This is a genomic window from Candidatus Thioglobus sp., from assembly GCA_028228555.1.
Classification (GTDB): Bacteria; Pseudomonadota; Gammaproteobacteria; order PS1; family Pseudothioglobaceae; genus Thioglobus_A.
This window is the reverse complement of record JAOJBP010000001.1, coordinates 195,908-209,989: the sequence shown is the minus strand read 5'-3', so window position 1 is coordinate 209,989 and position 14,082 is coordinate 195,908. Positions and strand designations below refer to the sequence as shown.

The following is a 14,082-nucleotide window of genomic DNA, read 5'->3' as shown; positions in this document are numbered from 1 at the left end:
TTATTATTTCGTATGTAAGTTTTTCATGGCTTGATCTATATTGCCTTTCACAACCTCTTCAATGACTTGTAGCGAGTCTATCATGGCATTTTGAATATGCTCTAGTTCACTTTTATTTGGCGAATGTAGAACATAATCAGCCACTTGTTCCTTATTGCCAGGATGGCCAATACCAAGACGTAATCGATAAAAAACCTTGGTATCCAGTGCTTTAATAATATCACGCAAACCATTATGACCACCATGCCCACCTTCAGCCTTAAGTCTAGCAATACCCGCATCTAAATCAAGCTCATCATGGACAACCAACATTTCATCAGCCTCTAGCTGATAGAACTTTGCTAAAGCTTGAATAGATTGGCCCGATCGGTTCATGAACGTGCCAGGTTTTAATAGACGAACGCCACTACCAGCGATGGTGACTTGTGCCACATCGCCGAAAAATTTAGCTTCCTTTTTGAAGGTGGCTGAGTATAACTTGGCCAGTATATCGCAAAACCAAAACCCAACATTATGACGATGCGACTGATAATCCTTGCCTGGATTTCCCAGGCCAACAATCAGTTTTATTGCCATAATTATTTACTTAGAGTCTGACTCTTCTTCTACATCAGCTGCATCTTGGCCAGTTACTTCAGTTTCAGGTGCAACTGGTGCATCATCTTCAACTTCAGCCATAATCTTAGCCTCTTGAACAGCAACAACACTCTGGTCATGAGCTTCGATATCGCCATGTGTTAGAGCTGTTAGCGTTACGCCTTCAGGCATAACTAAACCGGTTAGACTGATGTGATCACCTAACGCTAAGTTAGTAACATCTACGTCAATTGCTGTCGGTAGGTCGCCCGGTAAGCACGATACTTCAACAGAAGTAACAAACTGATTAAGGATAGCACCAAGACGAACGCTTTCGTTTTCATCAGAACCAAGAAAGTGTAGAGGAACATTGGTGACAAGCGCTTGTTTTAAGTTAATACGCAAGAAGTCAACATGAGTAACAAGATTTTTTGCAGGATGACGTTGCAAGTCTTTAATGATCACCGCCTCTTTCTTCTTACCAACCATTAGATCTAATACAGAGTTAAAAGACTCTTCATTTTCTAATAGGTGTGTAATTTCGTGAATACTTAGGGTGATATTGGTTGGGGCTTTACCCGCACCATAAATAATTGCAGGGATTTTTTCTGCGTGACGTAGGCGGCGGCTCGCACCTTTACCTTGATCTTCGCGCTTTGTTGCATTGATTGTTAAACTCATGTTTATACTCCGTAAAATAAAAAAAACACCATAATAAGGGTGTTGACTTAGTTCATATATTTTGCGACCAAATATATCAAGGGATTAATTTTACCCTAAATACAGTGCACCTGAAAGACTATCTAGATTTGATCCAGAATAGTAGGGCCACGAACGCGCTAACGCTACTGGCAAGCCATAAAGTATTTACTGCAAACACGCCTGATAATATTAGCAACGAGCCGGCAAATATGGCGGCAGTTTGTTGGTTGGCATTGCTTTGCAATTGAGTGACAATTTGCTCAGTTTGTTGAGAATAAAGCTTGCTAACGTCCTTCATTTTATTGAGCTGCTTAAGCGCATTGATGGTCAGTGCAGGTAGTTCAGGAATATCTTTTAATAGTTGGGGAGCTTCTTTTTTTAGTTTTTCAAAGGTATTTTTCACGCTATATTTCTCTTTCATTAAATCTTCTAAAAATGGTTTAGCAGTTGACCATAGGTCAAGTTGCGGATAGAGCTGTCTGCCTAGACCTTCAATATTAAGTAGGGTTTTGTCTAATAATAACAGCTGCGGCTGAACTTTGATGTCAAAATTTTTGGCCTCTTGGATCAGATCTAATAAAACCTGTCCAAAAGAAATATCGCCCAATGGCTTATTAAACATTGGATCGCAAATTTTTTGCACGGCAGCTTCAAAAGCCTTTTCGTCAGTATTGACCCCTACCCAGCCAGAGTCTATATAAACCTGAGCTACTTTTTGATAGTCTTGATTAAAAAAAGCTAAAAATATATCTGCTAAAAAATCTTTATCTTCTTCGCGTAATGAGCCCATGATGCCAAAATCTACACCAATATATTGGCCGGTGTCAGAAACAAAAATATTACCAGGATGCATATCAGCATGGAAAAAATTGTGTTTAAACACTTGTGTGAAGAAGATAATTACACCTTCTTCTGCCAAGCGTTTCATGTCAATATTTTTGGACTTGAGTGTTTCAATTTCACCAACCGGTGTGCCATAGATGCGCTCAGTTGTGAGCACACTAGTTCGACTTAGATGATGATAAACTTTTGGAATATATAGTAGATCAGAGTGCTCAAAATTTTCTCTAATTTTGTCACAATTATCTGCTTCAATGCGCATATCCAGCTCATTAATAATAATAGCTTCGAACTCTTCAACCACTTCTATTGGTCGTATTTTTTTGGCTAAAGGGTGATTGTTAAATATTTTTGCCAATGCGTACATCAGCTTAATGTCACGATCAATCAGCTTGTCAATGTCGGGGCGAACAACTTTAACAACTACCTCCTTTCCATTTAAAGTCGTGGCCGTATGAACTTGCGCAATGGAGGCACTGGCAAGAGGCTGGTCATCAAATGTTTTAAAAAGCTGTTCAATTTTTCCACCTAAGGCCTTTTCAATAATAAGCTTAGCTTTTGGCGTACTAAAGGCTGGACAGCTGTCTTGCAGTTTTTTGAGCTCTAAGCTGATGTCTTCAGGCAGTAAGTCGGGGCGAGTGGATAGCGTTTGCCCAAATTTAATATAAATAGGGCCTAGCGCTTCAAGTGCCAAGCGGATTCTTTCACCCCTTGAGTATTTCTTAATTGGAAAATAATACCAAGGCGTTAAATATAAGAGTGGCTTAAAACTCTTGAGAAAAGGCGTTGAAAGAACTAAAGAGTCCAGTCGGTAACGCATTAATACGCGTGAAATTTTTAAAAATCTAAAAAGACTACGCATGGCTATGGGTTTTTACTGGTATATTTTTTTGAAACTTTTGGATTGATCAATAAGCCACTGAGCCCGTTTTTAAGCGCCTCGATTGGGTTGGGTGAGTCTTTGGCAATTTGTTTAAATTTTTCGGCTTTTTTGCCAATTTCATGTGCAACTATGTCACCAGTATATTGAGACAGAATTTCTTCTAAGTCTATATCAGTTTTTGTTAATAAGTCGACTAATAGCTGGGCAGTTTTTACATCACCATGAATTTGGATTTTATCCTGCCTAAGAAGATCAGTAAGATCTTCACCCTTAAATAGTGCAAAAAATACATTGGGTTTGAGTTTGATATCAACATCACTAGGAGCACTAGTATCACTAGTAACAAAAATCCGATCATTGGTGCAAACAAAGTTAACTTCTAAGAGCGGATCGATTAGAGAAAATCGAATAACCTTTGACTCCAGGGGCTTGATATCAATCGAACCGTTTTGAATTAGAAAATTAAGTGCTTGCTCAAGAACAAAGTGCTGCATAACGTCTTAGGTTTTTATACCTTTATGAAGGGCCACAATACCACCTGAAAGGTTGTGATATTCACAAAAGCCAAAACCCGCCTCAAGTACCATGTTTTTTAGAGTTTCTTGGTCAGGATGCTTGCGGATAGACTCTGCTAAATATTGATATGACTCCTCATCATCAGCAATAATGCCACCTAGTTTTGGCATGACATTAAACGAATAAAAGTCGTAGAATTTTTTTAAAAATTCAGAGTCTGTGGTCGAAAATTCTAAAATTAACAAACAGCCACCTGGTTTTAAAATTCTTTGCATTTCACTCAATGCTTGATCTTTGTCAGTGACATTCCTAAGGCCAAAAGCAATAGAAACACAATCAAAGGTATTGTCTTCAAACGGCAGATGCTGGGCGTTAAGCTGCACATAATCCACTCCAAAAATACCTTTGTTTATTAAGTTTTTACGACCTTCACCCAGCATAGCAGCGTTAATATCAGATAGGATAACTTGACCAGAATCACCAACTTTCTTTCGAAACTCAATGGCTAGATCGCCTGTTCCGCCAGCAATATCAAGCACTTTATCACCCGTTTTAACATTTGAAGATGCGATAGTGTAGCGCTTCCATAAGCGATGAGCACCAAATGACAGGACGTCATTCATGAGATCATACTTGCTAGCAACTGAATCAAATACACCCCTTACAAGGCCTTGTTTGTCTTCAGTGGCTACATCTTTAAAGCCAAAATGGGTGGTATTGTTCATAAGTTTACTTAGTTGGGTAGTCTCTAAAATCTTGACCGACATATATTTGAGTTGGTCTAAAGATTCTATTTTGCCCTACTTGCTCATGCCAATGTGCCGCCCAACCAGCAGAACGAGCCATGGCAAAAATTGGCGTGAAGTGTTCTTTCGGAATTTTAAAAATTTCAGAATACAAGATACCTGAATAAAAATCTACGTTTGGATATACGCCCTTTGGAGCAAGCAACTCTTCACAAACCCGCTCCACCTCTAATGCCGTTTCATAACGCTTAGATAATATAATGCCTGATTTTTTAATATAGGCTTCGATCATTTCTTGCAAGATAGTTGCACGAGGATCTTTAACGCGATATTCGCGATGACCCATTCCCATGATCACCTGTTTATTTTTTAGTCGACCTTCAATGTAGCCACGAACATTTTTTACATCTCCAATTTCGTCCAACATCTTAAGCACATCTTCGTTCGCACCACCATGTAGTGAGCCAGCTAGGGTTCCTACTGCTGCAGAAATTGAAGCAAAAGGGTTGGCCAATGTTGAGGCGGTTACCATAGCTGAGAAGGTGCTAGCGTTAATGGTATGTTCAGCATGCAAAATTAAACAGGCGTCGAACAACTGAACAATATCATCATCTGGCTCTTCACCAAAAGACATGTAAAGAAAATTTTTCGCATAAGACATGTGTCTGCTAGGTGGAATTGGATCATAGCCTGCACGAATTCTCGCCCACATAGCCACCAGAGTGCTCATGTTGGCGATAATTTTAGTGAGGGCATTTTGAGTAAAAGCAGAATCTGGATCTTTTGCACCTGCGCCTGGATAGAAAGTAGCCATCGCTGCAATTGCAGTTTGCAAAACATCCATTGGGTGGCCATCTGTTGGCAAAGCCCACATCATTTGGCGAATATTACGTTTAACTTCGTACCGCTTATGAAGCACACATTGGAATTCTTTTAGCTCTTCTGCACTGGGCAATTCACCATCTCTAAGCAGCATTGCAACCTCTTCGAAAGAGGCGTTTTTTGCGAGATCTTTAATAGAGTAGCCACGATATGCCAATATACCATTTTTCCCATCAATTGATGAGATGGAAGATTCTGTTGCTGGAATGCCTGCAAGGCCTGGAATGTATTCAATCATATTATCTCCTTATTAAGCCACCTCATGCTTATAGCGGGGAAGCCATACTTATTATTAACTGTTATTAAATAGGCTACCTTGAATTAATCTCAATTTTTCATTATATAAAAAATAACTTCATAATATAAAATTTGACCAATAACACCCTAGACTGAAAAAGACGAGCCACAACCACAAGTAGTTTTAGCATTAGGGTTGTGAATAATGAATCGCGATCCTTGAAGGTCTTCTAAATAATCAACAGTTGCACCAATAAGGTACTGATAGCTCATTGGGTCTATTACCAATTGAACGCCATTTTTTTCAACGCCCGAGTCTCCCTCTTTATGTTCTTGATCAAACGTAAACCCATAGGAGAAACCTGAACAACCACCACCTGTGATATACACTCTTAGGCGTAGATCATCGTTTTTTTCTTCTTTAATCAATGTTGATACTTTATTAGCAGCGTTATCGCTGAAAATAATATCTGCTGATTCTAATTCTAATGTTTCTGACATATTAAGGCCTCTGTAAATTAAGGTAATAACCCAATGGATGTTAGTCCTGATGTTTCATCAAGGTCAAACATAATATTCATATTTTGAATGGCTTGGCCGGAAGCACCCTTAACTAAATTATCAATCACCGACATAATAACTAACTTATTGCTATTCGGAATTTTCTGAACTGAAATCTGGCAAAAGTTCGACGACTTAACACTACGCGTTTCCGGATAAACTCCATCACCTAATATTGTAACAAAAGGCTCATTAGAATAGGTATCGACAAAATAAGGTCTTATATCTATATTTTCATTAAGCAGATCTACATAAATTGTAGCCTGCATGCCACGAATCATAGGCACTAAATGAGGAACAAATGTAAAGTTAACTGGTTCACCTGCTAAGATTTCAAGGGCCTGCTTGATCTCAGGATAATGACGATGTCCAGTAACTCCATACGATTTTAGACTTTCGCTAGTTTCACATAAAAGCATGGCTTGATTAGCGCCGCGACCAGCGCCACTGACTCCAGATTTACAATCAGCAACAATACCAGAAAGGCTAATTAGCTTATTTTCAATAAGCGGTTTTAGCGCTAATTGAACAGCTGTCGGGTAGCAGCCTGGATTGGCCAACAACATTGCATCTTTAACTTGAGCTCGGTTGGTTTCTGGCAATCCATAAACAGCTGAATTAAGTAGCTCTGCTTGAGTATGTTCCATGCCGTACCATTTAGACCACTCAGTTTGATCTGTAATTCTAAAATCAGCGCCTAGGTCAATTACTTTAATGCCTTTATCAATAAAAGCACCCGCACCTTCCATAGCAACACCGTGGGGTGTTGCAAAGAAAATAACGTCACAAGTGTTGAGAATATTGTCACTAGGCAGCGAAAAGACAAGGTCCGAATGCCCGACTAGTGAAGGAAAAATGCCATCAACCCGTTTTCCATTAAGAGAGCGAGAGCTAATCGCAACCACTTCAACACCAGTATGGTTATGAAGAAGTCTTAATAATTCTACACCGGTATAGCCGGTGCCACCAATAATGCCTGCTTTAATCATAATTTTATAAAATCTTAGTGTGGTTCTCCAAGCATTTTTTCAAGATAGTGAATATTCATGCCACCTTTTTGAAACACTTTGTCTTCCATAATTCTTCTTTGTAAAGGAATGTTGGTTTTAATACCATCAATCACCATTTCATCCAGAGCATTTTTCATTTTAACAATAGCACCAAGTCGCGTATCAGAAAAAGTGATTAATTTACCAATCATTGAATCGTAATGTGGTGGCACGGTATAACCATTATAAACATGCGAATCTACACGCACACCGAGGCCACCAGCAACATGATATTGCGTGATTTTTCCTGGCGAAGGCATAAAGTTGTTAGGATCTTCGGCATTAATGCGACATTCAATTGAGTAGCCTTTAATGGTGATATCATCTTGTGTGAAAGACAGTTTTTGTCCATCAGCAATCAGTATCTGCTCACGCACGATATCAACACCAGTTATCATTTCAGTAATCGTATGCTCTACTTGCACACGCGTATTCATTTCAATGAAATAAAACTCGTCATTTTCAAATAAAAATTCAAATGTACCTGCGCCACGATAACTAATCGCCTGACACGCTTTAGTACAAATCGAGCCAATTTTGTTACGCAATTCTGGAGATATACCGGGTGCTGGCGCCTCTTCTACGACTTTTTGATGGCGACGTTGCATAGAGCAATCTCGCTCACCCAAATGCACAGCATTGCCATGCTCATCGGCAAGGATTTGGATTTCTACATGTCGAGGTGTGGTTAAAAATTTCTCCATGTAGACTTCTGGATTGCCAAAAAAACTTAAACCTTCTGACTTAGCAAGTTCAATAGAGCTTGCTAAGTCAGATTCATTCTCTACGACTTGCATGCCACGACCACCGCCGCCGCCGGAAGCTTTAATGATAATTGGTAAGCCAATATTACGAGCAATTTCCATATTTTGGATTGGATTCTCACCCAATGCGCCATCAGAGCCAGGCACACAAGGGACGCCCGATTTTTGCATAGCTTCAATAGCGGCAACCTTGTCACCCATAACGCGAATATTTTTCGCCCTTGGACCAATAAAAATAAAGCCACACTCTTCAACACGCTGGGCAAAATCAGCACTTTCTGATAAAAAGCCATAGCCTGGATGAATAGCATCTGCATGGGTTACTTCTGCTGCTGCAATGAGTGCCGGAATGTTTAAATAACTATCGGCTGAAGGATATGGACCAATACAAACGGCCTCATCTGCAAGACGAACATGTTTTAAATCTTTATCTGCTGTTGAATAAACAGCCACGGTTTTAACGCCTAGCTCTTTACAAGCTCGCAAAACTCTAAGCGCAATTTCACCACGATTGGCAATCAGGACTTTTTGAATCTTCTTCATTGCTATCATTTAATAACAACCAACGTTTGCCCAAATTCAACAGCATCTCCATCTCTACACAAGATTTCAGTCACGGTACCTGATTGATCCGCTTCAATTTGATTCATGATCTTCATTGCTTCAACGATACAAATTGTATCACCTTGATTAACATGCTGACCAATAGAGACAAATGAGTCAGATGTTGGTGAAGCAGAGCCATAGAAAGTTCCTACCATTGGTGATGTGATTGGATGACCATCAATAACCTTAACTGGATCAATAGGTGCCACCTTTTCTGCGATCGCTACAGGAGCAGCAGCCACCGGCATTGCCATCGGTGCGGGCATCATTGGAGCGTCGCCATAGCGAGATATCCGAACAGACTCCTCACCTTCGTGAATTTCAATTTCTGCCATGCCAGATTGCTCTAACAATTCCATTAGTTTTTTTACTTTGCGTATATCCATTTTTTTACTCTCTTTATTTAATATGTTTGATTGCTGCACTCATTGCAAATTCATAGCCTTGAGAGCCAAAGCCTGAAATTACCCCTTGTGCAATGTCTGAAAAATAAGATTTTTTACGAAAGTCTTCACGTTTATAAACGTTAGACAGGTGAATTTCTGTGAACTCAATGCCTACAGCTAGTAGCGCATCACGCAACGCAACCGATGTATGTGTAAATGCTGCTGGATTGATAATTATGTATTTTGTACCATTGCTACTAGCTGCGTGAATTTTATCAATCAGACCAACTTCAGAATTATCTTGATGGTGATCTAGGCTAAGACCGGCTTCATCTGCAAGCTGAGTTAGGCGCTTAACAATGTCATCAAGCGTTTGCGCACCATAAAGCTCTGGCTCGCGAGAGCCAAGCATATTTAGATTTGGGCCATTTAATAATAAGATGTCCATAACGTTAATAACAATTTTCAAATAAAACTGATTTTACCACCAACATCGTGCGTGTTAGTTAGATTTGGACGACTTTTAGCGACTAAGTGTTTATTTAACCTTATTTAGATGCTCAAGAAACCCTTGGGCATTGATTTCACCAATAATACGTTGAGAGCGGACTTCAATACCCCCCTTGAAGAATAAGATCCCAGGCGGGCCGATAATATTAAATTTGGCCATGAGTGCTTTATCAGTCGCATCATTTTTGGTCACATCAGCCTGGACGGCGATAGCATTTTTCATACCATCAACAACGTCTTTGTTGCTAAATACAAATCGCTCTAGCTCCTTACAAGAAATACACCAATCAGCGTAAAAATCTAGCATAACCACTTGATTATTTTTTTTAGATTTCGCTAAAATCTGGTCAAGATCATTGATACTTTTTATTTTTTCAAACGATAAATGAACTTGTGCTATTTGAGAGTTAGACGCGCCCCAACCCGATAATGGTGCCAACATATCGCCACCACCACGAGCAACCAAGCCCCAAAGCAAAATACCATAGAACATGATCAACAGGCCAATTGCTTTAAAGATTCGAGCCCAAGCGCTTGGTGTATCCATGAGTTTATTTAAGACACCCATAGCAATTGGTGAAATACTTAGAATTGCCGCCCAAAGGGCTAATGAAGCAATAGACGGGATAATGCGTTCAAGTAGCCAAATAGCGACTGCCAGCATAAGAATACCAAAAACGTATTTAACTTTATCCATCCAGCCGCCAGCTCGAGGTAGCTTAGACACTCCAGCACCAATTAGAATTAGTGGCGCGCCCATGCCTAGACTCATAACAAATAGCGATAATCCACCCAATAAGGCATCGCCTGTTTGGCCGATATAAATTAGCGCACCCGCTAAAGGTGGCGCAACACAAGGACCAACGATCAGTGCTGACAAGAAGCCCATTATGGCAACACCAATTAGATGACCACCTTCTTGCTTGTTGCTCATACTGGCAATTTTTGCTTGTAGGCCAGCAGGTAGTTGAATTTCATAATAACCAAACATAGAAAAAGCCAGCGCAACAAATACCAAACTGAAGACTACTAATACCCAAGGTGTCTGGAATAAAACTTGTAAGTTTTCACCAAAGTATCCAGCTAAAACGCCTGCAATAGAATAAGTAACACTCATTGCTAGGACAAACACAATCGACATGATCAGTGCTTTTCGAGTGGTTATCTCACCTTTTTGGCCAACAATAATTCCCGATAAAATTGGAATCATTGGAAATACGCAAGGGGTAAGTGATAACAATAAACCAAAACCAAAGAAGCTGAGCAGCACCCAAAAAATATTATCTTGTTGTAATAATGCTGCAATTTTGTCTGTCTCATTTAGTGAGTCAGGAGCGCTAACTTGGGCTAAAGATGCTGAATCAGGCGACTTTTTAGTGATACTTGTTGGCGGTGTATCAGCCTGAACAGGTAAAGTGATTTTGATAATTTTTTCTTGCGGCGGATAGCAAATTCCACCCATCCAGCAACCTTGGTAGCGAGCTGTAAAGCTGATATTTTGAGTTTGGATATTTTTAAGCGGTAGCGTAACCTCTAGTCTGCCTTTATGGGTCTGTACTTTACCGAATAAAGGATCATCTTTGATTTTACCTTTAGGGAAATTAATGGTACCAAACTCTGCACCCGTAACATCCACAAAGAATTTATCATGATATAAATAGTACTCATGATGAATATCCCACGAAGCAACTAACGTATTGGCGTCAACGGCAACAACTGAAAATTTGAATGCCTCATCAGCAGGTAGGGGCTCATCAGAAATTGGCTGTATTTTATCAACCACCGATTGAGCGCTTTTCTTAACCTGAGAAAACATATCAAAAGCATTATCAACCAAAGAGGGTTTTTTCAAAGTACTAATGTCTAGTGCAACTACTTTGGTGATAGGTGGATAACAAACGCCTAAATCAGCACACCCCTGGAAAACGACATTCATTAGTAAAGAATCTGCATCACCCTCTAATACTGGAATTTTGACTTCGACAGACTTTCTATAGATTCCAACTTTACCAAAAAATTCGTCATTTTTAATCTTAGCTGGTGGAAATTTAGCCACACCTAACTGCGTAGAATAGTCACTCGATATTTTGATTTTTTCTTTATAAAGGTAATAACCATTGGCAATATTCCAATCTAGCACGATTTCATCATTAACCACACTAGCCTTAAAGGCAAAAGCCTCATCAGCTGGTAAAAGCTCTCCTTGCGCTTGGGCAAAATTAGAGAGCAATAACAAAAATAGTGGCAATAAAAAACGCTTCATAGGATTCTCCTCAAAATATCTAGGAGAATTATAAGTCATATGCAACCTTAAAACAAACCCCCTAGCATGGTTACATAATTTTACGCAATAAAAAACCCCAGATATAAAAATATAACTGGGGTTTTTAAGGACTTTATAACGCTCATTAAGCGTTTAAAAAAAAGCTAGAAAGCTTTAGCCAATTTTAGCTTTGATTGCATCAATAACGGCGTCAGACGAAGTTGCATTAACAGAAAGCAACAAGCCTTCTGTTTTGTAAAAACCAACTAGAGGTGCAGTTTGATCGTTGTAAACGTTTAAACGGTTGCTAATTGCTTCTTCAGTTTCATCTTCACGCTGAACTGCAGCGCCACCACATTTGTCACAAACGCCTTCAACTTTAGTAGGATTAGACTTGGTGTTGTAAATTGCGCCACAACTTTCACAAGTACGACGCGTGGTAAGACGATCAAGAATTACACCACGAGGGACGTCAATTTCTACAGCAGCGTCTAACTTTTCACCCATTTTTTCAAGTAAAGCTTTTAAAGCCTCTGCTTGTGGAATTGTGCGAGGGAAGCCGTCCAATAAGTAGCCAGATTTACAGTCATCTTCTTGAAGGCGTTCTTCCATAATGCCCATGATTAAATCGTCAGAGACTAAATCACCTGCTTTCATCGCTGCTTGTGCTTGTTTGCCTAGTTCCGTGCCTGCTGCTACCGCACCACGTAAAATGTCGCCTGTAGAGATCTGAACTGAACCGTCAATTTTAGTTAGTAATTTTGCAACAGTACCTTTGCCGGCACCTGGAGCACCTAAAAGAATTAATTTCATAATGTTTCCTTGGAATGGTTAATAAAAAATTTGGCCTCAAGTTTTTAATTATTTCAGGTCAAAATTGAGCGAAAATTATATCATAAAGAACTGATATTTTCAATCTAAGCTAATTTTTGACCCATTATTAAAAAATCCAAAATTTTGCTTGAAGCCCCAATAAAGTCGTGTTTTCTGTCTAAAAATAAACTAAATAGTGACTTTTTAGCCTATAAATGCTTAGTTTTTAAGCACTTTTTTGGGGATTTCGATAATTTGCGATATTTTTATAGTAGATGAATAAGGCTTAAAAAGCTACTGGACCACTACTACCATCGCTGGACGTACTAGGCGACCATTAAGAGTGAAGCCAGCCTGGATAACCTCTAGAACAGAATTAGACTCCTGGTCTGGCATAGGTATCATGGTGACGGCCTCATGAAATTCTGGATTAAACGCCTCACCTTTAGGATTGATAATTTCAACGCCAAATTTTTCTAGGGTTGACACAAATACCTTGTCAGTCATTTCCAGGCCTTCAGTAATACTTTCTACCGATGCACTATCTTCCTGGGCAGTTTTTAAGCCCATCGTCAAAGAATCTTTAACTTCAAGGAGCGCTTTAACAAAACCATCGAGTGCAAATTTGTGTGCATTCTCAAGGTCCTTAGCATTTCGACGCTTAAGATTTTCCATTTCAGCTTGCGCGCGAAGCACCTTGTCCCAGTTGTCTTTTGTAGACTGTTGGGCAGCTTCGAGCTGAGTTGCTAAATCATCCTCTGGCGCCTCTTGTTCAGTTGCTTCAATGTTTTCATCGTCAATTTTTTCAACACTTTCGTCTTGGTCTTGCTTTTTTGTCATTTTGTTGTCCAATTAATGTATATTTAGAGCTAATTATTAGCCAATTATCTAAGGGCTATTTTAAAGAATTCAAGAGAAGAATATAACAATGTTTAATACGATCGGCATTATCACAAAACCCAATGATTTAGTTAGCGAGGGCATCGCCGAAGAACTGTCATCATTTTTACAAAATAAAGGCGCAGGCGTCGTTGTCACCAATGAGCAAATAGCCGAGCAAGCGGATTTGATTATTGTGGTGGGCGGCGATGGCACGCTACTTAATACAGCGCGCACTTTTGTGGATAACAATATTCCTATCTTAGGCATTAATCTTGGTCGTCTTGGTTTTTTGGCTGATGTATCGATTAGCAAAATGTTCGAGGTTGTCTCTCAAGTTCTTGAAGGTGAGTTTACCAAAGAAGAGCGCTGTTTATTGTCGTGTCAAGTTGAGCAAGATGGCCAAATAATACATAAGAATATTGCATTAAATGATGCCGTTGTCAATCGCCAAGATGCGTTGAAAATGATAGAATTTGACGTTTATATTGATGGCAAGTTTGTTAATAATCAGCGAGCAGACGGGCTTATTATCACCACACCAACTGGATCAACCGCTTATTCATTGTCAAGTGGTGGACCTATTATGCATCCGGGCGTTAATGCAATTGGTTTGGTATCAATTTGTCCGCATACCATGAGTCACCGCCCATTGCTTGTGCCTGGTGGAAGTGAGATAGTGATTCGAGTTAAAGATGCTAGTGAAGGAGTAAGCGTACATATAGATGGGCAAGAGTCTTTTCCAATTACATCAGATCAGGAGGTGCGCGTGCGACAACACTCAAGTTTTGTGCACTTATTGCATCCAAAAGATTATGACTATTTTGAAATTATTCGCTCAAAACTGCGTTGGGGATCCAAGCTGTAAT

General features: G+C 39.6%; 15 protein-coding genes. 1 reads left to right on the top strand and 14 read right to left on the bottom strand.

Annotation, left to right across the window (positions count from 1 at the left end):
- Positions 1 to 3 precede the first annotated feature (3 nt).
- From pth to grpE, 14 genes are all read right to left on the bottom strand, one after another.
- On the bottom strand, positions 4 to 576 hold the full coding sequence (pth, locus tag N9Y32_01140; GenBank protein MDB2589620.1) for an aminoacyl-tRNA hydrolase: 573 nt from the start codon (positions 574 to 576) through the stop codon (positions 4 to 6).
- Positions 577 to 582: 6 nt separating this feature from the next.
- Complete coding sequence (locus tag N9Y32_01135; protein ID MDB2589619.1) at positions 583 to 1,257, bottom strand: 50S ribosomal protein L25/general stress protein Ctc; 675 nt, start codon at positions 1,255 to 1,257, stop codon at positions 583 to 585.
- 118 nt (positions 1,258 to 1,375) lie between these two features.
- Positions 1,376 to 2,980 (bottom strand): 2-polyprenylphenol 6-hydroxylase, encoded by a 1,605-nt coding sequence (gene ubiB, locus N9Y32_01130; GenBank protein MDB2589618.1) that lies wholly within the window; start codon positions 2,978 to 2,980, stop codon positions 1,376 to 1,378.
- Between the two features lie 2 nt (positions 2,981 to 2,982).
- Entirely contained in the window at positions 2,983 to 3,495 is a 513-nt protein-coding gene (locus N9Y32_01125; protein MDB2589617.1) for an SCP2 sterol-binding domain-containing protein, read from the bottom strand.
- Positions 3,496 to 3,501: 6 nt separating this feature from the next.
- A complete protein-coding gene (ubiE, locus tag N9Y32_01120) occupies positions 3,502 to 4,242 on the bottom strand; it encodes a bifunctional demethylmenaquinone methyltransferase/2-methoxy-6-polyprenyl-1,4-benzoquinol methylase UbiE (protein ID MDB2589616.1) in 741 nt (246 codons plus the stop codon).
- Positions 4,243 to 4,246: 4 nt separating this feature from the next.
- Complete coding sequence (locus tag N9Y32_01115) at positions 4,247 to 5,383, bottom strand: citrate synthase (GenBank protein ID MDB2589615.1); 1,137 nt, start codon at positions 5,381 to 5,383, stop codon at positions 4,247 to 4,249.
- 146 nt (positions 5,384 to 5,529) lie between these two features.
- The gene (gene erpA / locus N9Y32_01110; protein ID MDB2589614.1) at positions 5,530 to 5,883 is read right to left on the bottom strand and encodes an iron-sulfur cluster insertion protein ErpA; all 354 of its coding nucleotides are present in this window, start codon (positions 5,881 to 5,883) and stop codon (positions 5,530 to 5,532) included.
- Between the two features lie 17 nt (positions 5,884 to 5,900).
- Entirely contained in the window at positions 5,901 to 6,932 is a 1,032-nt protein-coding gene (gene argC, locus N9Y32_01105) for an N-acetyl-gamma-glutamyl-phosphate reductase (protein ID MDB2589613.1), read from the bottom strand.
- Positions 6,933 to 6,946: 14 nt separating this feature from the next.
- Positions 6,947 to 8,299 (bottom strand): acetyl-CoA carboxylase biotin carboxylase subunit, encoded by a 1,353-nt coding sequence (gene accC, locus N9Y32_01100; protein MDB2589612.1) that lies wholly within the window; start codon positions 8,297 to 8,299, stop codon positions 6,947 to 6,949.
- A 5-nt stretch (positions 8,300 to 8,304) separates the two neighbouring features.
- A complete protein-coding gene (accB, locus tag N9Y32_01095) occupies positions 8,305 to 8,748 on the bottom strand; it encodes an acetyl-CoA carboxylase biotin carboxyl carrier protein (GenBank protein ID MDB2589611.1) in 444 nt (147 codons plus the stop codon).
- Between the two features lie 13 nt (positions 8,749 to 8,761).
- Entirely contained in the window at positions 8,762 to 9,196 is a 435-nt protein-coding gene (gene aroQ / locus N9Y32_01090; GenBank protein ID MDB2589610.1) for a type II 3-dehydroquinate dehydratase, read from the bottom strand.
- A 90-nt stretch (positions 9,197 to 9,286) separates the two neighbouring features.
- Entirely contained in the window at positions 9,287 to 11,521 is a 2,235-nt protein-coding gene (gene dsbD / locus N9Y32_01085; GenBank protein MDB2589609.1) for a protein-disulfide reductase DsbD, read from the bottom strand.
- A 174-nt stretch (positions 11,522 to 11,695) separates the two neighbouring features.
- Entirely contained in the window at positions 11,696 to 12,334 is a 639-nt protein-coding gene (locus N9Y32_01080) for an adenylate kinase (protein MDB2589608.1), read from the bottom strand.
- A 294-nt stretch (positions 12,335 to 12,628) separates the two neighbouring features.
- Positions 12,629 to 13,174: a nucleotide exchange factor GrpE gene (gene grpE / locus N9Y32_01075; GenBank protein MDB2589607.1), complete on the bottom strand. Its 546-nt coding sequence runs from the start codon at positions 13,172 to 13,174 to the stop codon at positions 12,629 to 12,631.
- 88 nt (positions 13,175 to 13,262) lie between these two features.
- Here grpE and N9Y32_01070 point away from each other — a divergent pair, with 88 nt between their 5' ends.
- Positions 13,263 to 14,081: an NAD(+) kinase gene (locus tag N9Y32_01070; protein MDB2589606.1), complete on the top strand. Its 819-nt coding sequence runs from the start codon at positions 13,263 to 13,265 to the stop codon at positions 14,079 to 14,081.
- Position 14,082: the final 1 nt, after the last annotated feature.